The sequence below is a fragment of the Ectobacillus ponti genome (assembly GCF_024294785.1).
Classification (GTDB): Bacteria; Bacillota; Bacilli; order Bacillales; family Bacillaceae_G; genus Ectobacillus; species Ectobacillus ponti.
The window spans coordinates 486,072-507,295 of sequence record NZ_JANCLT010000001.1 but is presented as its reverse complement, the minus strand read 5'-3'; the positions used below and the strand labels follow the sequence as shown (position 1 = coordinate 507,295).

The 21,224-nt window shown below is 51.8% G+C and carries 18 protein-coding genes; 17 read left to right on the top strand and 1 reads right to left on the bottom strand.

The features are described from left to right. Positions 1-77: 77 nt before the first annotated feature. From ystJ to NK662_RS02610, 7 genes are all read left to right on the top strand, one after another. A complete protein-coding gene (gene ystJ, locus NK662_RS02640; RefSeq protein WP_279663289.1) occupies positions 78-1,313 on the top strand; it encodes an NADP-dependent malic enzyme in 1,236 nt (411 codons plus the stop codon). 18 nt (positions 1,314-1,331) lie between these two features. Next, a complete protein-coding gene (locus tag NK662_RS02635) occupies positions 1,332-1,964 on the top strand; it encodes a FadR/GntR family transcriptional regulator (RefSeq protein ID WP_254757063.1) in 633 nt (210 codons plus the stop codon). Positions 1,965-2,261: 297 nt separating this feature from the next. Further along, positions 2,262-3,125: an acetyl-CoA carboxylase, carboxyltransferase subunit beta gene (accD, locus tag NK662_RS02630; protein WP_368736050.1), complete on the top strand. Its 864-nt coding sequence runs from the start codon at positions 2,262-2,264 to the stop codon at positions 3,123-3,125. Continuing rightward, on the top strand, positions 3,113-4,087 hold the full coding sequence (gene accA, locus NK662_RS02625; protein ID WP_254757061.1) for an acetyl-CoA carboxylase carboxyl transferase subunit alpha: 975 nt from the start codon (positions 3,113-3,115) through the stop codon (positions 4,085-4,087). The genes accD and accA overlap by 13 nt, the downstream gene beginning before the upstream one ends. Positions 4,088-4,349: 262 nt before the next feature. Further along, positions 4,350-5,309 carry a 6-phosphofructokinase gene (gene pfkA / locus NK662_RS02620; RefSeq protein ID WP_254757059.1) on the top strand — a complete coding sequence of 320 codons (960 nt, stop codon included), beginning with the start codon at positions 4,350-4,352 and terminating at the stop codon, positions 5,307-5,309. Positions 5,310-5,388: 79 nt separating this feature from the next. Next, positions 5,389-7,146: a pyruvate kinase gene (pyk, locus tag NK662_RS02615; RefSeq protein ID WP_254757057.1), complete on the top strand. Its 1,758-nt coding sequence runs from the start codon at positions 5,389-5,391 to the stop codon at positions 7,144-7,146. Between the two features lie 172 nt (positions 7,147-7,318). After that, positions 7,319-7,705 (top strand): FxsA family protein, encoded by a 387-nt coding sequence (locus NK662_RS02610; RefSeq protein ID WP_254757437.1) that lies wholly within the window; start codon positions 7,319-7,321, stop codon positions 7,703-7,705. A gap of 63 nt (positions 7,706-7,768) precedes the next feature. On the opposite strand, the gene ytvI is transcribed toward NK662_RS02610, so the two are convergent. Further along, on the bottom strand, positions 7,769-8,884 hold the full coding sequence (ytvI, locus tag NK662_RS02605) for a sporulation integral membrane protein YtvI (RefSeq protein ID WP_254757055.1): 1,116 nt from the start codon (positions 8,882-8,884) through the stop codon (positions 7,769-7,771). 202 nt (positions 8,885-9,086) lie between these two features. On the opposite strand from ytvI, the gene NK662_RS02600 reads away from it, so the two are divergent. The 10 genes from NK662_RS02600 to ytaF all read left to right on the top strand — a co-directional run bounded on the left by NK662_RS02600 (position 9,087) and on the right by ytaF (position 21,224). Further along, the gene (locus tag NK662_RS02600) at positions 9,087-9,548 is read left to right on the top strand and encodes a DUF441 domain-containing protein (RefSeq protein WP_254757053.1); all 462 of its coding nucleotides are present in this window, start codon (positions 9,087-9,089) and stop codon (positions 9,546-9,548) included. A gap of 232 nt (positions 9,549-9,780) precedes the next feature. Continuing rightward, positions 9,781-10,896, top strand: coding sequence for a citrate synthase (gene citZ / locus NK662_RS02595; protein WP_254757051.1), 1,116 nt, complete (start codon positions 9,781-9,783; stop codon positions 10,894-10,896). A gap of 140 nt (positions 10,897-11,036) precedes the next feature. Further along, positions 11,037-12,326, top strand: a complete 1,290-nt coding sequence (gene icd / locus NK662_RS02590; RefSeq protein ID WP_254757049.1) for an NADP-dependent isocitrate dehydrogenase — start codon at positions 11,037-11,039, stop codon at positions 12,324-12,326. A 19-nt stretch (positions 12,327-12,345) separates the two neighbouring features. Then, entirely contained in the window at positions 12,346-13,284 is a 939-nt protein-coding gene (mdh, locus tag NK662_RS02585; protein ID WP_254757047.1) for a malate dehydrogenase, read from the top strand. Positions 13,285-13,427: 143 nt separating this feature from the next. Next, positions 13,428-13,898, top strand: a complete 471-nt coding sequence (locus NK662_RS02580) for a MaoC family dehydratase (protein ID WP_254757045.1) — start codon at positions 13,428-13,430, stop codon at positions 13,896-13,898. A 218-nt stretch (positions 13,899-14,116) separates the two neighbouring features. After that, positions 14,117-14,833 (top strand): response regulator transcription factor, encoded by a 717-nt coding sequence (locus tag NK662_RS02575; protein WP_254757043.1) that lies wholly within the window; start codon positions 14,117-14,119, stop codon positions 14,831-14,833. Further along, positions 14,826-16,562: a two-component system histidine kinase PnpS gene (pnpS, locus tag NK662_RS02570; RefSeq protein ID WP_254757041.1), complete on the top strand. Its 1,737-nt coding sequence runs from the start codon at positions 14,826-14,828 to the stop codon at positions 16,560-16,562. Before NK662_RS02575 ends, pnpS begins: the two co-directional genes overlap by 8 nt. 397 nt (positions 16,563-16,959) lie before the next feature. Continuing rightward, positions 16,960-19,593 (top strand): DNA polymerase I, encoded by a 2,634-nt coding sequence (gene polA, locus NK662_RS02565; RefSeq protein ID WP_254757039.1) that lies wholly within the window; start codon positions 16,960-16,962, stop codon positions 19,591-19,593. 57 nt (positions 19,594-19,650) lie between these two features. Then, on the top strand, positions 19,651-20,487 hold the full coding sequence (gene mutM / locus NK662_RS02560) for a DNA-formamidopyrimidine glycosylase (RefSeq protein ID WP_254757036.1): 837 nt from the start codon (positions 19,651-19,653) through the stop codon (positions 20,485-20,487). A gap of 98 nt (positions 20,488-20,585) precedes the next feature. Beyond that, complete coding sequence (ytaF, locus tag NK662_RS02555) at positions 20,586-21,224, top strand: sporulation membrane protein YtaF (RefSeq protein ID WP_254757034.1); 639 nt, start codon at positions 20,586-20,588, stop codon at positions 21,222-21,224.

Sequence of the window (21,224 nt, the reverse complement as noted above, 5' to 3'; positions counted from 1 at the left end):
AGTATTAGTATCCTTTTTTCGTGGTCAGACCACTATATGCTGTACAAGCAGCAAACTGATGAAGGAGCGTGATGATTTTGTCAAAACTTCGTGAAGAAGCACTGCATATGCATCGGGTGAACCAAGGGAAGCTGGAAACTGTATCAAAGGTCAGGGTGGAGAACGCCCAGGATTTGAGCCTTGCCTACTCCCCCGGTGTCGCGGAGCCGTGCAAGGTCATCTATGACGATAAAAACAAAGTATACGAATATACAATGAAGGGCAATATGGTAGCAGTTGTAACGGACGGAACTGCCGTGCTTGGACTCGGCAATATCGGACCCGAGGCCTCCCTGCCGGTGATGGAGGGGAAAGCCGTGCTGTTTAAAAGCTTTGCCGGTGTCGATGCGTTCCCGATTGCCTTGAATACAAATGATGTAAATAAAATTGTGGAGACGGTCAAGCTGCTGGAGCCGACATTCGGCGGAGTGAATCTGGAGGATATTGCGGCGCCCAACTGCTTTGTGATTGAAGAACGTCTCAAGAAGGAAATGAATATACCGGTCTTCCATGATGACCAGCACGGCACTGCCATTGTAACAGTGGCTGGATTGGTGAACGCGCTGAAGCTGGTCGGGAAGAAGATGACGGAAATCAAGGTCGTGGCCAATGGAGCGGGGGCTGCGGGCATTGCCATTATGAAGCTGCTGTACCACTACGGTGTGCGCGACATTATCATGTGCGATACAAAAGGAGCCATTTACGAGGGGCGTCCGGTCGGGATGAATGCGGTGAAGGACGAGATTGCCAAGTATACAAACCGTGACCGCATGCAGGGAGCATTGGCGGAAGTCATTCAAGGCGCAGATGTTTTCATCGGCGTTTCGGTGGAAGGCGCGCTTACGCCTGATATGATTCGTTCCATGAATGGTCAGGCCATTATCTTTGCCATGGCCAATCCTGTGCCGGAGATCATGCCGCAAGAGGCGAAGGCAGCCGGTGCTGCAGTGGTTGGGACCGGGCGTTCCGACTTCCCGAATCAGGTGAACAATGTGCTGGCGTTTCCAGGCATGTTCCGCGGCGCGCTTGATGTGCATGCCACCCAAATCAATGAAGAAATGAAGGTGGCGGCGGTACAGGCCATTGCGGAGCTTGTTTCCGATGAAGAGCTTACAGCCGATTACATTATCCCGGGTCCCTTTGATGCCAGAGTTGCGCCGAAAGTGGCCGCCTATGTGGCAAGAGCCGCCATGGAAACAGGTGTGGCCCGCCGGAAGGTAAATCCGGATGAGGTGGCTGAGAAGACAAGAAGGCTGGCAAGCATAGGAAAATAAGTAAGTGAGGAATGCCAAGTGACATCATCACAAACAAAAGTATATTTGGAAATTGTGCAGAAAATCCGTTCCATTATGGATGATGACGGGCTGAAGGCAGGCGACCGCCTGCCCTCCGAACGGGAGCTGAGCGCCCGTTTGAATGTGGGCCGCTCTTCTGTCCGTGAGGCGCTGCGTGCCTTGGAGCTTGTCGGGTTGATTGAAACACGCCGCGGCGAGGGGACCTTTGTCAAAAACTTTTATGAAAACGGTCTTGTGCCGCTTATTTCTAAGTTTTTACTGCTGGATGAGAAAACCCGCCAGGATCTGCTGGAGGTGAAGAAGCTGCTTGAGAAGGACGCGATCCGCATTCTATGCGCCGGGACTCCGGAACAGACGAAGCCCCTGTCGGGCTTGTTTCTTTCAGGTGAGGCAGATATTCTCCTGTTTCATCAAGCCTTCTTCAAGCAAGCTGTCGAGCAGACAAAGAATTATTTGCTGTACCGCATTTGGCTGATTGTAAGCGAGTATTCCTTTACGCTTTCGGGCGAACGTACTGCAAATGACTTGGATTTATACCGTCAGCTGTATCAAGCGATGGAAGGAAAGGACGAAGCGGAGGCGCTGCGCTTGTATGACGCCCTCTCTGCCAAAATTGTGTTTCATACGTAATGCTTGCCTGGGCGTTGGACAAAGAAACAGAACGGCGCCGAAGGCATGTGTTCTAGTTTGGACGCAATGGCCATGGAGAAGGGCCTCCCGGTTTTCTCTTTTCTTTTGGCGGAAAAGAGAAATTTGTCGACATAACCATGACATGTTCTGACAAACATTCTCGTATATAACAGGTAAAGTGAGTAGAAGGACAAGGCAGCCAGGGAAGGGGATGTTTGCCCCTGGCTTGCGTGATGTCTGATCCATCAGCCCCGTCCTGCTTTTTGGATTACCAGCAAAGGAGAGGTTTACTTGCAAATCAGAGACATATTCTCAAAGAAAAAGAAATACGCAGCGGTTCCTTCTGAACAGATGAGAAGAGAGGTACCGGACGGCGTTATGACAAAATGTCCAGGCTGTAAGAAAATAGTATATACAAAAGAGCTGTTGAAAAATGCCAAGGTGTGCAGCTGCGGCTATCATCATCCCATGAGCGCCCCGGAACGCATTGATGTGATTCTGGATGCGGATTCCTTCGTGGAATATGACCGTGAGCTCCTGTCCGCCAACCCGCTGCATTTCCCGGATTATGAGGATAAGCTGGAAAGCGACCGCAGCAAAACAGGCTTGAATGAGGCAATCGTGACCGGCGCCGGAACAATTGACAGCATGCCGGTGGTTATCGCCATCATGGATTCCCGTTTCCGCATGGGCAGCATGGGATCGGTTGTCGGCGAAAAAATCGCCCGGGCCATCGAGAAGGCGCGCGAGTTGAAGGTGCCATTCATGATTTTCACTGCCTCTGGCGGTGCCCGGATGCAGGAAGGGGTACTGAGCCTGATGCAAATGGCGAAAACAAGTGCCGCCCTGAAGCGTTTCAGTGAGGAAGGCGGGCTTATTATCTCTGTCATGACTCATCCGACAACAGGCGGTGTTTCTGCGAGCTTTGCATCCTTGGGTGACTATAACTTGGCTGAACCGGGCGCCTTGATTGGCTTTGCCGGACGGCGCGTGATTCAACAGACGGTGCGTGAAGAGCTGCCGGATGATTTCCAGACAGCAGAGTTTCTGCTGCAGCACGGCCAGCTTGATGCGGTAGTGAACCGTTTGGAGATGAAGGAGTCATTGAGCCGGATTGTGGAAATTCATCAAGGGGAGCGTGCGGCCGTATGGCAGAGCTAGAATTTGAAAAACCAATTGTCGAGCTGCGTAATAAGATTCGTGAGCTGAAGGAGTATACAGCAAACAGCCAAGTGGATTTCAGCAATGAAATCCGCATTTTGGAGCGCAAGCTGGAGAATTTGGAAAATGAAGTGTACAGCAACATCAAGGTGTGGGACAAGGTGCAAATTGCGCGTCATCCGGAGCGCCCGACCACGCTGGACTATATGAATCTGTTATTCACCGATTTCTTTGAATGCCATGGCGACCGTGCTTATGGTGACGATGCGGCCATTGTCAGCGGGATTGCCAAGTACCATGGCGAGCCGGTCACTGTTATTGGGCATCAGCGCGGCAAGGATACGAAGGAGAATATCCGCCGCAACTTCGGCATGCCGCATCCGGAGGGCTACCGCAAGGCGCTGCGCCTTATGAAGCAGGCAGAGAAATTCCGCCGGCCGATTATTTGTTTTATTGATACAAAGGGAGCTTACCCGGGCAAAGCAGCTGAAGAGCGCGGGCAGAGCGAAGCAATTGCCCGCAATTTGTTTGAAATGAGCGGCCTGACTGTTCCGGTGATTTGTGTGGTTATCGGAGAAGGCGGCAGCGGCGGTGCCCTCGGCCTTGGCGTCGGAAACTTTGTTCATATGCTCGAAAACTCCACGTACTCTGTCATTTCTCCGGAGGGAGCGGCAGCCATTTTGTGGAAGGATGCCAGCCGGTCCAAGGACGCTGCAGAGGCCATGGGCATTACAGCAGCAGATCTCAAGCGTTTGAATATTATTGATGAAATCATCCCTGAGGTAAAAGGCGGTGCACACCGCGATGTGAAGCAGCAGGCAGCCTACATGGATGAAGTGCTGCAGCGTTCCCTGAAGCAGCTGCAAGGCATGACGAAGGAACAGCTCGTAGAGCACCGCTATCAAAAGTTTATGCAAATCGGCCAAGTGTCCGTTTCTGACAGCTCCATGAGTATGAACTGAAAAAAGCGTGCGTTCCTTTGGTGAATGCACGCTTTTCTTTATAGTTTTCCGGAGAAATAGGGAAAGCTATAAGCAGTTTGTGAACAGGAGTCTTTCAGTGAGGCGTAACAGGCGGCTCTTTCGAATGGAAAAGCTGTATTGCTTTTTTCAAAAGGAATGAATAATTCTCCCTTTTTTAGAAAAGACATCGGTTAGCCATTGTCTTATCAGGATTCCCCATGGTATTGTATTAAAGGCAAATAAACTTTTGAGGTGAGTACTCATGAAGCGAATTGGTGTCTTAACAAGCGGCGGCGATTCACCTGGTATGAACGCTGCGGTGCGTGCAGTCGTACGTAAAGCTATTTACCACAACGTTGAAGTGTACGGAATTTACCACGGCTATGCAGGTCTGATCTCCGGCCATATCGAAAAGCTGGAGCTGGGCTCCGTAGGCGACATTATCCACCGCGGCGGAACAAAGCTGTATACGGCGCGTTGTCCGGAATTTAAGACATTGGAAGGGCAAATGAAGGGAATCGAGCAGCTGAAGAAATTCGGTATTGAAGGTATCGTTGTCATTGGCGGCGACGGCTCCTACCAGGGGGCGAAAAAGCTGACAGAGCACGGGTTCCCTTGCGTGGGCGTGCCGGGAACCATCGACAATGATATCCCCGGAACGGACTTTACCATCGGGTTTGATACCGCGCTCAATACTGTAATCGATGCCATCGACAAGATTCGTGACACAGCCACTTCCCATGAGCGTACATATGTAATTGAAGTAATGGGCAGACACGCAGGAGACATCGCACTGTGGACAGGTCTGTCAGGCGGTGCGGAAACAATCCTGATTCCGGAAGCAAATTATGATATGGAAGATGTGGTTGCCCGCCTGAAGCGCGGCCATGAACGAGGCAAGAAGCACAGCATCATCATTGTGGCTGAGGGCGTCGGCAGTGCCAGCGATGTGAGCAAGCAAATTGAAGAAGCGACAAACCTGGAAACACGCGTAACTGTACTCGGCCATGTACAGCGCGGCGGGTCTCCAAGCGCCTTTGACCGGGTGCTGGCAAGCCGTCTTGGCGCCAGAGCAGTGGAGCTGCTGCTGGAAGGAAAAGGCGGACGCTGTGTAGGAATTCAGAGCAATCAAATTGTAGACCATGATATTATCGAAGCGTTGGCACAAAAGCACACAATTGACCTCAGCATGTATCAGCTGTCACAGGAGCTGTCCATCTAAGGCAAGAAGCAGTCATTCAAAAATCGGGAGCATATCTGAAATTTGGGAACGTTTCCATTAATCGGTGGAGGGTATTAGAATGCGTAAAACGAAGATTGTATGTACGATTGGTCCGGCAAGTGAAAGTGTAGATAAACTGGTGCAGCTCATGGAAGCCGGCATGAATGTAGCACGCTTGAACTTCTCGCACGGAAGCCATGAGGAGCACGGTGCACGGATTCAAAACATCCGCGAAGCAGCGAAGCTTGCAGGGAAAACGGTTGCCATCCTGCTGGATACGAAGGGACCGGAAATCCGCACACATGACTTTGAAAATGGACAAGCAGAGCTGAAGACAGGTGCAGAGACAATCATCTCCATGGAGCCGGTGCTCGGAACAGCAGAGAAGTTCTCTGTTTCCTATCAGGGTCTGTATGAGGATGTAGATCCGGGATCCCGCATCCTGATCGATGACGGCCTGATTGAATTGCAGGTTCTCAGCAAAGCAAATGGCGAAATCCGCACCAAAGTATTGAACAGCGGCCTTGTGAAGAACAAGAAAGGTGTAAACGTTCCGAATGTAAGCATCAAGCTGCCGGGCATCACCGAGAAAGACGTGCAGGATATTGTATTCGGCATTGAGCAGGGCGTGGATTTCATTGCGGCATCCTTCGTGCGTAAGGCAACAGACGTATTGGAAATTCGCGAACTGCTGGCGGAGCATGGCGCTCAGCATATTCAAATTATCCCGAAAATCGAGAACCAGGAAGGCATTGATAACATTGATGCCATTTTGGAAGTGTCTGACGGCCTGATGGTTGCCCGCGGCGATATGGGTGTGGAGATTCCGCCTGAGGAAGTGCCGCTTGTGCAAAAGAGCTTGATCCATAAATGCAATGTTGCCGGCAAGCCGGTTATTACAGCAACGCAAATGCTGGATTCCATGCAGCGCAACCCGCGTCCGACACGCGCGGAAGCAAGCGACGTGGCAAATGCCATCTTTGATGGAACAGATGCAATCATGCTGTCCGGTGAAACAGCGGCAGGATCTTATCCGGTCGAGTCTGTAAAAATGATGGCGACTATTGCGACGCGTGTAGAGCGTTCCCTTCAGTACCAGGATCTGTTCCACAGCGGCATTAAGGCGGCGAGAACGACCATCACAGATGCGATTAGTCAATCAGTTGCACACACAGCCATTGCGTTGGATGCGGCAGCCATTCTGACACCGACAGAAAGCGGCTATACAGCGAAAATGATTTCCAAGTACCGTCCGAAGTCCCCGGTTGTAGCGGTGACCTTTGATGAGCGTGTATGCCGCAAGCTGGCTCTTGTATGGGGCGTGCAGGCGTATGTGGCAAAGGAAAAGGTGTACTCCACTGACGAAATGCTGGAGACAGCCATCCGTACCGGTATGGATGCCGGCGCCTTCAACGCTGGTGATACAGTTGTCATCACAGCCGGCGTGCCAGTGGGCGAAACAGGCACCACAAACCTGATGAAGGTGCATGTCGTTGGAGAGCAAATCGTCAAAGGACAAGGCATTGGCCGCAAAAGCGCGAAAGGCAAAACAGTTGTGGCGAAAACAGCTGAGGAAGCAATCGCGAAGATGGAGCAGGGCGCCATTCTCGTGGCGGCTGCTACAGATAAAGACATGATGCCGGCGATTGAGCGCGCTGCCGGTCTTGTTGTGGAGGAAGGCGGCCTGACAAGCCATGCGGCTGTTGTAGGCGTTTCCCTTGGAATTCCGGTTATTGTCGGTGTGCAAAATGCAACATCCGTACTGACAGACGGCCAAGAGGTCACAGTTGATGCAGCCCGCGGCATTGTATACAATGGACATGCGGTCGTGCTATAAGCAATAAGATAAGAGAAGGAGCTGCTCCTTCTCTTTTTCATGCCGGCTTGTTTAAGAAACAATCAAGCTTGACATGCTATAATGCTTGTATCGTTTGGCGGTGCCGGTACATCCTCTCTGCATGTTTCAGAGGAGCCGATTCCGCTTTTCTAAGTAAGGAGAGGATTGTATGCTGAAACTGCTCGTATTGCTGTTCATTCTGATTCCAGCTGTGGAGGTGTCGCTGCTGGTGGCTTCCAGTCATTGGATCGGGGTCCTGCCGACGTTCTTCGTAATCGTGGCGACCGGAGTCATCGGGGCCTATCTTGCCAAGCGGCAAGGCATGGAGGTATTGCGGGAAATCCGTTATCGGCTGAGCCGCGGACAGATGCCGACGGAATCGCTGCTTGACGGCGTATGCATTCTTGTCGGGGCCGTGCTGCTGCTGACGCCTGGCTACACGACAGACATCCTTGGTTTCCTGCTGCTGTTCCCGGTCACCCGCAAGCCTTGTAAGCACCTGCTGTCCAAGCAGATCGAGAAGAAGCTGCGCAATGGCAAAACCATCATTTGGCGATGAAAAAGAGGCTCAACCAAAGTCCTTGATGGCTTTGGTTGAGCCTTTTCCGCTTCTGTCTGCATGTTACGTCCGCGGTCCGCGGACAAAATGCCAAACATCGCGGAATACGTGTGCATCGTATAAGGTTTTCAGAACAACAAGTGCGGTCGGGCCGATAATCAGCCCGAGGAAGCCATACAGCTGAAAGCCGACAAACAAGGCAATCAAGGTCGGCAGCGGGTCCAATCCAATATTGGAGGACAGCACCTTTGGCTCCATCAGCTGCCGCTGCACAATCACGACAATGTACAAAATCAGCAGGCCGATGGCGAATGCAGTATCCCCGGTGAACCAAATGTACAAAATCCAAGGGACGAACACCGCTCCTGTCCCCAGATAGGGCAGCAGGTCGACAATTCCCGTAACAAGCGCAATTGTGATGGCATACGGGACACGCAAGATCAGCAGTCCGATTAAGACGATGACGGTTGTCATGGAGACGAGGGTGAACTGTGCCTTTATGAAGCCGAGCAAGGCTCTGCGCAGGTCGCCAAAAATAGTCTCGCTGTATCCGTGCATCCGCTCCGGCAGCAGCCGCTTCATGCCGCGGCCGATGCGATGCCAATCGTTGCTGATGAAGAAGGTTGCCAGCAGTACGAAAACAAATACTGTTGCCAGTGTCGGCAGTGTGCTGATAAAGTTGGTCAAGCCGCTCAAGATGGAGGTCAGCAGCGACCGTGCATTGCTGGCCAGTTCCGTTCCCAGGTTCTGAATGTTGGTGGTGATGGTATTTTGCTGGGACTCGCCGAGTCTACTAAACTTTGTCGCCAAGTCTTGGTACAGGGGCATGACACTGTTCACAAAGAAATCTTGGATATAATTTACAAGCTTCGGGAACTTTTCCGGCAAAATTTCCAGCAGGAAGTTCAGTGCTGCAATCAACTCTGTAATCAAAAGGGTAATGAGGCCGCCAAGCGCTCCAAACACAAGGACGAGCGAAACAAAGACAGCCAATGCCCGCGGAAATCGAAGCCTCCGGTCCAAAAAGTCAACAAGCGGGTTCATCATATAGGCAATGATAAACGCGATGATGAATGGATACATGAGTCCCGACAGACGGACTATTACATAAATAGAGAGCAGAGTCACAACAATAATAGCGGCAAGCCGAATTGCCATATATAGGGCGTTCCGGTTCAAACGTACCCCTCCTTATCTGCTTAGAGTCAGGCCGTGCTTCTATTGTAGCCCGAATACAATGTAAAATAAAGGACTTATAGGCGGCCTGAAAGGAAAGTAAGCCAAAACGTCCGGCGGACAGTTGTGCATGCCTGAAAAGGAAGACTTCAACTCTTTTTTGCAGGAACCGGCATAATATTTTTTTAGAAAGGATGAGGCCATTATGATTAGCCAGCCAATTTTATTTTTATTCATTCTCCTTCTCATCGGGATTCTTGCGAAAAATCAGTCGCTCATGGTTGCGGTGCTCGCTCTTCTCGCAGTGAAGTGGAGCGGGCTTGGCGGGAAGCTGTTTCCGCTGCTGCAGCAAAAGGGGATTAACTGGGGAGTCACGGTGATTACCATCGCGTTGCTTGTCCCGATTGCGTCCGGAGAAATTGGCTTCAAGCAGCTGATTGGGGCAACAAAATCGTACTACGCCTGGATTGCGCTGGCTTCCGGCATTGCGGTCGCTTTGCTGGCAAAAGGCGGGGTGCAGCTCCTATCGCAGGACCCACACATTACAACTGCCCTCGTGCTGGGCACGATTTTGGCCGTAGCATTGTTCAACGGGGTGGCCGTCGGGCCGCTGATCGGTGCGGGAATTGCGTATGCAATCATGCATGCTATACAGCTGTTTAAATAGAGTAATTATATTGTGATATAAATTAAACGAATTCTTTTCGTTCACAAAAATCAGATAATTGTTTATAATGGGAGTTAGGATAGCGCCCATAGAAAAAATGACGCAGCTTGCGGCCGGGAGAAGTAACAGCAACATGAAGGAATGCAGCGGTATTGCTTCATGTTGTGTTGCTTTTCCTGATACAGGGCTCTGTCCGGGTTGGGGAGAAATTTGAGGAAAAGGAGAGATCATTATGGCGGTTACTCGCGGTCTAGAAGGGGTAGTGGCTACGACTTCGTCTATCAGCTCCATCATTGATGACACATTGACATATGCTGGTTACGAGATTGATGATTTGGCAGAGCATGCTTCGTTTGAAGAGGTCGTGTATTTGCTGTGGCACCGTACATTGCCGAATCAAGCGCAGCTGGAAGAGTTAAAGGGGCAGCTGGCAGCAAATGCGGCGTTACCGGCTCCTGTTCTGGCATACCTGCAGTCTACGGATTTGAGCAAGGCTCATCCAATGACAGTGCTGCGCACAGCGGTTTCCATGCTGGGAGTCTATGATGAAAACGCGGAAGCGCGGGATGCAGAATCTAATTATTTGAAAGCGGTTAAATTGCAGGCGCAGATTTCCACGCTGACAGCAGCTTATGCGAGAATCCGCAAGGGCTTGCAGCCGGTGGCGCCAAATCCGGAGCTTGGCTTTGCCGCCAACTTCTTGTACATGCTGAACGATCGTGTGCCGAATGAAATTGAAATTGAAGCGTTTGACAAAGCGCTTGTGCTGCATGCAGACCACGAGCTGAATGCTTCTACATTTACGGCACGCGTTTGCGTGGCGACACTTTCTGATGTGTATTCCGGCGTGACAGCCGCAATCGGCGCGCTGAAAGGGCCGCTTCATGGCGGAGCGAACGAAAACGTCATGAAGATGCTTTTGGAGATCGGCGAATTGGAGAATGTTGAGCCTTATATCCAAAATGCCTTGAACAACAAGGTGAAGATCATGGGCTTCGGCCATCGTGTGTACCGCGGCGGCGACCCTCGTGCGAAGCACCTGAAGGAAATGTCCCGCCAGCTTTGCATCATGAACGGCGAGCGCAAATGGTATGATATGTCCGTGAAGATTGAAGAGCTCGTAACAGGCTCCAAGAATCTGCCGCCAAATGTGGATTTCTACTCCGCATCCGTCTACCATTGCCTGGGCATTGAGTATGATCTGTTCACGCCAATCTTCGCTGTAAGCCGCATGTCCGGCTGGCTGGCGCACATTCTGGAGCAATATGACAACAACCGTCTGATCCGTCCGCGCGCAGATTACACAGGAGCGACACATCAGAAGTATGTGCCGATCGGGCAGCGCTGAGAGGTCAGATGACTGGATATACACATAACTATTGAAAAGTTGGTAATTCTCGTATATGTTGTACTGAGAGAGAGGTAAATTGCTTCTTTCTCAGTATACATATCGATTCAATATGATATTAAAAGCTGGGGGTAATCTCATTGACTACAGGACAAAAAATCACAGTAATCGATGGCGTCATGAATGTGCCAAACAATCCAATTATTCCTTTCATTGAAGGTGACGGCACAGGCCCGGACATCTGGGCAGCGTCACAGCGCGTATTGGATGCCGCGGTGGACAAAGCATTCAACGGCGAGAAGAAAATTGAGTGGAGAGAAGTACTGGCAGGCGAAAAGGCCTTCAATCAGACAGGCGAATGGCTGCCGCAAGAAACACTGAATGTAATTGATGAGTACTTGCTGGCAATCAAAGGGCCACTGACTACGCCGGTTGGCGGCGGTATCCGCTCCCTGAACGTAGCGCTGCGCCAAGAGCTTGACCTGTACGTATGCCTGCGTCCGGTACGCTACTTTGACGGTGTTCCTTCTCCGGTTAAGCGCCCGGAAGATACAGACATGGTCATCTTCCGTGAAAATACAGAAGATATCTACGCTGGCATCGAGTACGCGATGGGCTCCGAGGAAGCAAAGAAGGTATTGAGCTTCCTGCAAAATGAAATGGGCGTAAAGAAAATCCGTTTCCCTGAAACTTCCGGCATCGGCATCAAGCCAGTGTCTGAAGAAGGCACAAAGCGTCTTGTACGCGCGGCAATCCAATATGCAATCAACGAAGGCCGCAAGTCTGTGACGCTTGTCCACAAGGGCAACATTATGAAATACACGGAAGGCGCGTTCAAGAACTGGGGCTACGAAGTGGCTGAGCAAGAGTTTGGCGACAAGGTATTCACATGGGCACAGTACGACCGCATCGTAGAAGAGCAAGGCAAGCAGGCTGCGAACGAAGCGCAAGCAGCTGCAGAAGCTGCCGGCAAAATCATCGTGAAGGATTCCATTGCGGACATCTTCCTGCAGCAAATCCTGACTCGCCCGCGTGAGTTCGATGTAGTGGCAACCATGAACTTGAACGGTGACTACATTTCTGACGCATTGGCAGCACAGGTAGGCGGCATCGGTATCGCACCTGGCGCGAACATCAACTATGTAACTGGACATGCGATCTTCGAAGCAACACACGGTACAGCTCCGAAGTATGCCGGCCTGGATAAAGTGAATCCTTCCTCCGTCATTCTGTCCGGCGTTCTGATGCTGGAGCACCTTGGCTGGGGTGAGGCAGCGAAGCTGATCGTGGACTCCATGGAGAAGACAATCGCTTCCAAGGTTGTAACATACGACTTTGCCCGCCTGATGGACGGCGCAACAGAAGTGAAGTGCTCTGAGTTTGCGGATGAACTGATCAAGAACATGGGAGCAGTAGAAGTAAACGCGTAACATATAGGGGGAGAAATCAATGGCGATCAAACGTAAAAAGGTTTCTGTTATCGGTGCAGGTTTTACAGGGGCAACTACGGCTTTCTTACTCGCACAAAAGGAACTTGCGGATGTTGTGCTCGTTGATATTCCACAACTAGAAAACCCAACAAAGGGCAAAGCGCTGGACATGCTCGAAGCAAGTCCGGTGCAGGGCTTCGATGCCAATGTCACCGGCACGTCCGATTATGCCGACACGGCTGATTCTGATGTAGTTGTCATTACGGCCGGCATCGCGCGTAAACCGGGCATGAGCCGTGATGACCTGGTGGCGACCAACTCTAAAATCATGAAGGGTGTCACGCAGGAAATCGTGAAGTATTCTCCGAATACAACGATTCTTGTTCTGACAAACCCGGTTGATGCAATGACATATACCGTATTCAAGGAGTCCGGCCTCCCGAAGGAGCGTGTCATCGGACAATCCGGCGTACTGGACACGGCGCGCTTCCGCACGTTCGTGGCACAGGAACTGAATCTGTCCGTGAAGGACGTAACCGGCTTCGTGCTTGGCGGCCACGGTGATGACATGGTTCCGCTCGTACGCTATTCCTATGCGGGTGGCATTCCTTTGGAAGCATTGCTTCCAAAGGAGCGCCTGGAGGCCATTGTGGAGCGTACGCGCAAGGGCGGCGGCGAAATCGTGAACCTTCTTGGCAACGGCAGCGCCTACTATGCGCCGGCTGCATCTCTTGTTGAAATGACAGAAGCCATTCTGAAGGACCAGCGCCGCGTGCTGCCTGCAATTGCTTATCTTGAAGGTGAATACGGCTACAGCGACCTGTATCTTGGCGTTCCGGTGATTCTGGGCGGCAATGGTATTGAGAAGGTCATTGAGCTTGATCTGCTGGATGAGGAAAGAGCTGCGCTTGACCGCTCTGTCGAGTCTGTACGCAATGTCATGAAGGTGTTACTGTAAGTTTTATGAAAGACAAGAAGGAGATTCGGGGGGCTGCCCCGAATCTTTTTCTTATCTTGGGACTTATTTTTTTGTGATAATTTGAAAACGCTATCATTAAGAGAGTGCATAGTTTACAGAGTCGATGACAGGGGGATTGTGCTGTGCTACGAAAAAAGAGCAAGCTTGGCAGGAAAATGGAGGAAATCAGCGTAGGAGAAAAGCTGACGATCACGGAACGCATTCAGGATAAGGATTTACTTCTGTATTTAGGGCTGACGGACGACGCCAATCCGTTATATATTCAGCATGACTATGCATCACAGACACCATACCAGCAGCCGGTTGTGCCGGCGGTGATGCTGACAGGCATTGTTACAACCGCGATTACGAAGTATCTGCCGGGACCGGGAAGCCACATTCTGCGGCAGGAGCTGGAGTTTCCGAAGCCGGTCCATCACTATGCGACACTGCACTTTCATTTTGAAGTCGTTGCGGTGTATCCGGAGGAGCATGCGATTGAGATGCGGGTTCTCGGCTATTGTGAAGAGGAAGAAGTAGTGAAGGGTCTCGTTACAGTGGCGCCGCCCTATCACCTTTCCAATCTGTTTGAGCGTTCCATGGATAACTTTTAAGCAGGCAGAGGGCCGGTCGACGCAGACCGGTCCTCTTTGCGGAGAAATGATAGGTTACATGCAAGAAAGTGCAAGATACTCTGCCGGCTGCCTCAGCCTGTACGCCATGTGTACCTCTCTTTCCCAAACGTTCATTTTCTAGTATGATAAGCTTAACAAAAAAGAGAGAAAATAATGGGATGAAGCACGGTTTTACAACAGAAACGTGGAGGAATACGATGAGCAACCGCATTTTAGTAGTGGATGATGAGGAATCTATTGTCACCCTGATTGAATTTAATCTGCAGCAGGCAGGCTTCGAGGTCATCACGGCAATGGATGGCGAGGCGGGGCTGCGCCGTGCTACTGAGGATAAACCGGATTTGATCATTTTGGACCTCATGCTGCCGAAGATGGACGGTATGGAGGTGTGCAAAGAGCTGCGCCTGCAGCGTATTGCCACCCCGATTCTCATGCTGACAGCCAAAGGAGACGAGTTTGACAAGGTGCTCGGCCTGGAGCTTGGTGCTGATGATTATATGACAAAGCCGTTCAGCCCGCGTGAGGTCGTTGCCAGGGTGAAGGCCATTTTACGGCGGACACGCATGAGTGAAGAGCAGGTGCAGGAGGAGTCGGAAGAAGGAGCCATCCTCGTCGGTGATCTGAAAATTTTGCCGGAGCATTACGAGGCCTTTTACAAGGGGGACAAGCTGGAGCTGACGCCAAAGGAATTTGAACTGCTTGTATATCTTGCTAAGAATAAAGGGCGGGTGCTGACACGCGACCAGCTGTTGAGCGCGGTCTGGAATTATGATTTTGCCGGGGATACGCGCATTGTGGATGTGCACATCAGCCATCTGCGGGATAAAATTGAGCTGAATACGAAAAAGCCGGTATATATTAAAACCATTCGCGGCCTCGGGTACAAGCTTGAGGAGCCGAGAGGGAATGAATAAGTTCCGCACGCGTCTGCTGTTCACCATTATCTCCTTGGTCGTGGTGGTGGTAATTGCTTTAGGAATGCTGATGAACCAGCTGATTAAGGGATTTTATGTGGAAAACTTCAATAAGCGCATACAGAAGGAAGTGCAATATTTGGCGCTGGAAATACAACAGGACGGCATTGCCTATGCCGCTGCGCATCCTGCTGTGCTCAAGCGTGCGGAGGAGCTGCTTAAGGTCCGGATTACCCTTGTGGACAAGCATGGGGACATCATCTATGATTCTGTGAATGATAGGAAGGAGCCGGACCGCAGCCTGATGGACAAGATTGCCGAGCGGCCGGATGCGGTATCTGTCCAGCACGCCGGGAATGATGCTTATTATTATGGAACCATGATTGCGGACGGGCAGCAGGATACGTATTTAATTTTACAGCTTGCGGTGAATTCCATTGCCTCCGTGCAGCAGCAGATTTGGGGGCTTCTGGTCGGCAGCTTTCTGTTCGCCTGTATCATGATTGTGCTGATCGGTCTGCGGGTGACAGCCCGGTACACGAGGCCGATCGAAGCTGCCACCAGGGTGGCAATTGAACTGGCGAAGGGAAATTATAAGGCGCGTGCCTATGAGAACCATGCCGATGAAACAGGTATGCTGAGCCAGGCCATCAATATTCTGGCCCGCAATCTGCAAGAAATGGTTTCGCAGCAGGAAATGCAGCAGGACCGGCTGCACACGCTCATTGAAAATATGGGAAGCGGGATGATCTTGATTGACAGCCGCGGCTATATTAGCCTCGTAAACCGCTCTTATAAAGAAATCTTCCGTGTAACGGATGAGCAGTTTTTGCATCAGCTGTACTACGAGGCATTTCCCCATCAGGAGGTTATTTCTCTTGTAGAGGATATTTTCATGACAGAGGTAAAGGTACGCAAGCAAATGCTGCTGCCGCTGGAGATTGAGCGCCGGCATTTCGAGGTGTACGGCGCGCCGATCATCGGGACAAACCATGAATGGAAGGGCATTGTGCTCGTGTTCCATGACATTACAGAGCTGAAGCGGCTTGAGCAGATGCGCAAGGACTTCCTGGCCAATGTATCGCACGAGCTGCGGACGCCCATTACTTCCATTAAAGGGTTTTCTGAAACGCTGCTTGACGGTGCGATGGAGAATGAGAAGCTGCGTGAGAACTTTCTGTCGATCATCCTCAAGGAAAGCGACCGGATGCAAAATCTGATTGAGGATTTGCTGGATCTGTCCAAAATTGAGCAGCAGGGCTTCCAGCTGAACATGGGACGGGTGGATTTGCGGGTGCTGCTGGAGGAGATTGTCCTGCTGCTGAAGCATAAAGCGGAAGCGAAGCAGATTGATTTGCAGCTGCAGGCGGAGCGAGATGTGTTTGCGGCAGGCGACCCGCACCGGCTGAAGCAGGTGTTCCTGAACTTGATCAGCAACGCCATTTCCTACACCCCGCCTGAAGGCAGCGTAACGGTTGAGCTTGGGCTGCGGGACAGCTGGGCTGTTGTTCGGGTAAGCGATACCGGCATCGGCATCAGCCGGGAGGAAATTCCCCGCATTTTTGAACGGTTCTACCGGGTGGATAAGGCAAGAAGCCGCAACACAGGCGGCACCGGGCTGGGCCTTTCCATCGTCAAACACCTGGTGGAAGCGCACCATGGCAGCATTACGGTAGAGAGCACGGTCGGGGCCGGCACAACCTTCACGGTCATGCTGCAAAAATATTGAGGGTTTACACTTTATTAACATGGCATTCACTTTCTGTTAATAGAGGAATGGTATGTTTATAGGCGAAAACCCCTTCATCCAAGGAGTCATGATTTGGGCAGAGCAGCTGCTTCTTTGTCTCTGCCCCTCTCTTTTTCTGAAGCTTCCAGCCCCCTTCTAATTGCCAAGGGGGCTGTTTCTGCGTTTCTTAGTGTTTAGCCAGCCATCTGCCAGGGAAGAACCTGTCCCGACAAAGGCAAAAAGCGCCTTTGAGGCCGGAGAACCTCCCTTCGGTGGGCTAAACGAGCCGGCTTCGCTTTTCTTGCCACCGTCATTTTCCTTCTTCCGGCGGGTCATGCTATTATGGAGGAGGAAGAGACGGTTTTTTTGATATCTCATTTCGGGGAGGGCTTTCATTTTGAAGCAAAAAGTAGTCTTAATTGACGGCAACAGCATCGTGTACCGCGCTTTTTTTGCGCTGCCGCTGCTGAATAACGATAAGGGTATACATACAAATGCAATCTATGGCTTCACCATGATGCTGATGCGTATTTTGGAGGAGGAGAAGCCGACACATATTCTGGTGGCGTTTGATGCGGGCAAAACGACCTTCCGCCACGAAACCTTCGGTGAGTATAAGGGCGGCCGGCAAAAGACGCCGTCCGAGCTGTCCGAGCAGTTCCCGTTTGTCCGCGAGCTGCTCGACGCCTTCGGGGTGAAGCGCTATGAGCTGCCGAACTATGAGGCGGATGACATCATCGGCACGCTCTCCAAGCAGGCAGATGCACAGGGCTTGGAGGTTAAAATTATCTCCGGCGACAAGGATATGCTGCAGCTGGTGTCCGATCATACAACGGTCAGTGTGACACGCAAAGGCATCACGGAAGTGGAGGAGTACACCCCGGCGGCGCTGATGGAGAAATACTCTCTTCGTCCGGATCAAATCATTGATATGAAGGGCCTTATGGGTGATACAGCCGATAACATCCCGGGGGTGCCGGGTGTTGGCGAAAAAACAGCAATCAAGCTTTTGACAGAGTTTGAAACATTGGAAAATGTCCTGTCCAACTTGGACAAGGTCAGCGGCAAGAAGCTGAAGGAAAAGCTGGAGGAGAACCAGGACCAGGCGCTGATGAGCAAGCAACTGGCCACCATTTACCGGGAGGCCCCGGTGGGAATTCAGCTGGATGATCTTGTGTACAGCGGCTATGATGCACAGCAGGTGCTGCCTGTGTTCCAGGACCTTGGCTTCAACTCGCTCATGGAGAAGCTGGGCGGCGGGTCAGCTGTACAGGAAACAGGCGAGCTCCACGAGGTGTCCTTTGAAATTGTGGAGGCCTTCAACAGCGATGTGCTGCAAAGTGGCGGTGCCTTGATTGTAGAAGTGCAGGAGGATAACTATCACGGTGCGGCTGTGCAAGGCTTCGGGATTACAAACGAAACCGGCAGCTATTTTGTGCCGGCTGAACTGGCGTTTGCCTCTGACGAGTTTAAGAGCTGGCTGGCTGATGAAGAGACGAAGAAAGCCACCTTTGACGCGAAGCGGGCCATCGTGGCGCTGAAGTGGAAGGGTGCCGAGCTGCGCGGCGTGGACTTTGATGTGATGCTGGCGGCCTACGTGCTGGATCCATCCGAAACAGATACAGACTTCCGGACGGTTGCCAAGCAGAAGGATGCGCACGCCGTCAAAACGGATGAAGAGGTGTACGGAAAAGGAGCCAAGCGGGCAGTGCCGCCGCTGGAGGTGCTGGCAGACCATGTGGCCCGAAAATCGGCAGCGCTGTACGCGGTAAAGCCATCCTTCATTGAGGACTTGCAGAAGAATGAGCAATATGAGCTGTTCACGGATTTGGAAATGCCGCTGTGCCATGTGCTGGCGGAGATGGAATACACCGGTGTGAAGGTGGATATTGGCCGTCTGCGCGATATGGGACAAGATCTGGCACAGCAGCTGGAGCAAATGGAAAAGGATATTCATGAGCTGGCAGGCGGTGCATTCAATATTAATTCACCGAAGCAGCTGGGTGTGGTTTTGTTTGAGAAGCTGAATTTGCCGGCGGAGAAAAAGACGAAGACAGGCTATTCCACTTCTGCCGACGTGCTGGAGAAGCTGGCGGGCAAGCATGAAATTGTGCCGAAAATCCTGCACTACCGTCAGCTCGGCAAACTGTACTCGACTTATATCGAGGGGCTGCTGAAGGTGGTGCGTGAGGATACGTCAAAAATTCACACCCGCTTCAATCAGGCGGTCACGCAGACCGGCCGTCTCAGTTCAACAGAGCCGAACCTGCAAAATATTCCAATCCGCTTGGAGGAAGGGCGGAAAATCCGGCAGGCATTTGTGCCATCGGAGGAAGGCTGGGTCATGCTGGCGGCCGACTACTCGCAGATTGAGCTGCGTGTATTGGCGCACATTGCCAAGGACAAGGGGCTGATGGAAGCATTTCAGCGTGATATGGACGTCCATACAAAGACGGCGATGGACGTGTTCGGCGTAGCAAATGAGGAGGTCACCTCCAACATGCGCCGGCAGGCAAAGGCCGTGAACTTCGGAATTGTGTACGGCATCAGCGACTACGGCTTGTCACAAAACCTGGGCATTACAAGAAAAGCGGCAGCCGAGTTCATTGAGAAGTATTTTGCAAGCTTCCCGGGAGTAAAGGAGTATATGGATGCAATCATTCAGGAGGCGAAGCAGAATGGCTATGTGTCCACGCTGCTGAACCGCCGCCGCTATATTCCGGAGATTACGAGCCGCAACTTCAATCTGCGCAGCTTCGCGGAGCGCACCGCGATGAATACGCCCATTCAGGGAAGTGCGGCCGATATCATCAAGAAGGCGATGATTGTCATGTTTGACCGGCTGCACGAGGAAGGCCTCCGGTCCCGCCTGCTGCTGCAGGTGCACGATGAATTGATTTTTGAAGTGCCGCAGGATGAGATTGCCCGGATGGAGCAGCTTGTGCCAGAAGTGATGGAGCATGCGGTAGCATTATCTGTGCCGTTAAAGGTAGACTATTCTTACGGCCCGACATGGTATGATGCAAAATGATGTACGGAGGGCTTCCGGATGGAAGCCCTCTTTTCAGTTGGAAAAGGAGAGATTATGATGCCGGAATTGCCAGAGGTGGAGACCGTCCGCCGGACATTGGAGCTGCTGGTAAAAGGAAAGAAAATTGAGGATGTCATTGTGACAGTGCCGAAAATGGTAAAGCTGCCGGACGATGTGGAGCTTTTCAAGCACCTGCTGCGCGGGCAAACCATTGAGGAGATTGGCCGCCGCGGCAAGTTTTTGCTGCTGCATTTGCCGGACTATACGCTGGTGTCGCATCTGCGTATGGAGGGCAAGTACCGCCTCCACGAAGGCGGCAGCGAGATTGATAAGCATACGCACATCCGGTTTTTGTTCACGGATGGGACAGAGCTTCATTATAATGATGTCCGCAAATTCGGGACGATGCATTTGTATCATAAGGGGGAGGAGCTGACGAAGCCTCCATTGGCCGACTTGGGCCCCGAACCGTTTTCAGATGAGCTGACCGCAGACTATCTGCAGGCGCGTTTGCGGAAAACGAACCGGAAAATCAAACCGGTGCTGCTCGACCAGAACTTGCTTGTCGGCCTGGGCAATATTTATGTGGATGAGGTACTGTTCCGCACCGGCATCCATCCGGAGGAAACGGCATCGAACCTGACGGCCGCAGATATTGTCCTGCTGCGGGATGAGATTGTGGCGGTTCTTTCGGAAGCGGTGGAACGCGGCGGCAGTACCATCCGTTCCTATATCAACTCACAGGGGCAGATCGGGACGTTCCAGCAAAGCCTGCTTGTGTACGGCCGTAAAGGCGAACCGTGCGTCAAGTGCGACACGCCGATCCAGAAAACGGTGGTGGGCGGACGGGGCACGCATTTCTGTCCAAATTGCCAGCGGAAAAGAAAAGAATAACATTGGATGGGCTCCTGTCATATATTACAGCAAAGCTGTTATTGTCATGGAGCCTCTTTTGTATAGAAGAGGCTTGACATATGGAAAGGAGTCTTACGATGCATTCATATATTTCTCTGCTCTTGCTGGCATTCACCTTGAGTCTGGACAGCTGCAGCGTGGGCCTCACCTACGGGCTGAGACAGGTGCGGATTCCGTGGAAATCCATTATCGTCATCGGGCTTTGTTCAGGTGCTGTGATGGCAGTCTCCATGGGCATCGGGCATGCGATTGCCCAGATTTTCTCGCCTGACCTGGCACGTATGATTGGCGGTGTGGTGCTCGTGGGCATCGGCGCCTGGGTCCTGTATCAGTTTTTCCAAAGCGGCAAACGGGAAGAAGAGGAGCTGCCGCAGGAAAAAACAATGTGGAACTTGGAGATTAAGTCGCTGGGCATTGTGATTCAAATTTTACGCAAGCCGACGGTTGCCGACTTTGACCGTTCCGGCACCATTTCCGGTCTGGAAGCATTGATGCTGGGCCTGGCTCTTTCAATTGACTCCTTCGGGGCCGGCATTGGCGCTTCCATGCTTGGGTACTCTCCGCTCCTGATGGCGGGGATGGTCGCGTTGATGAGCACCGTCTTCCTGTCGCTGGGCATGCGCTTGGGCACCTGGTTTTCTGCCATGACCTGGCTGCAGAAGTTCACCTTTTTGCCGGGAGTCTTGCTTATTATCATCGGAATATGGAAAATGTAA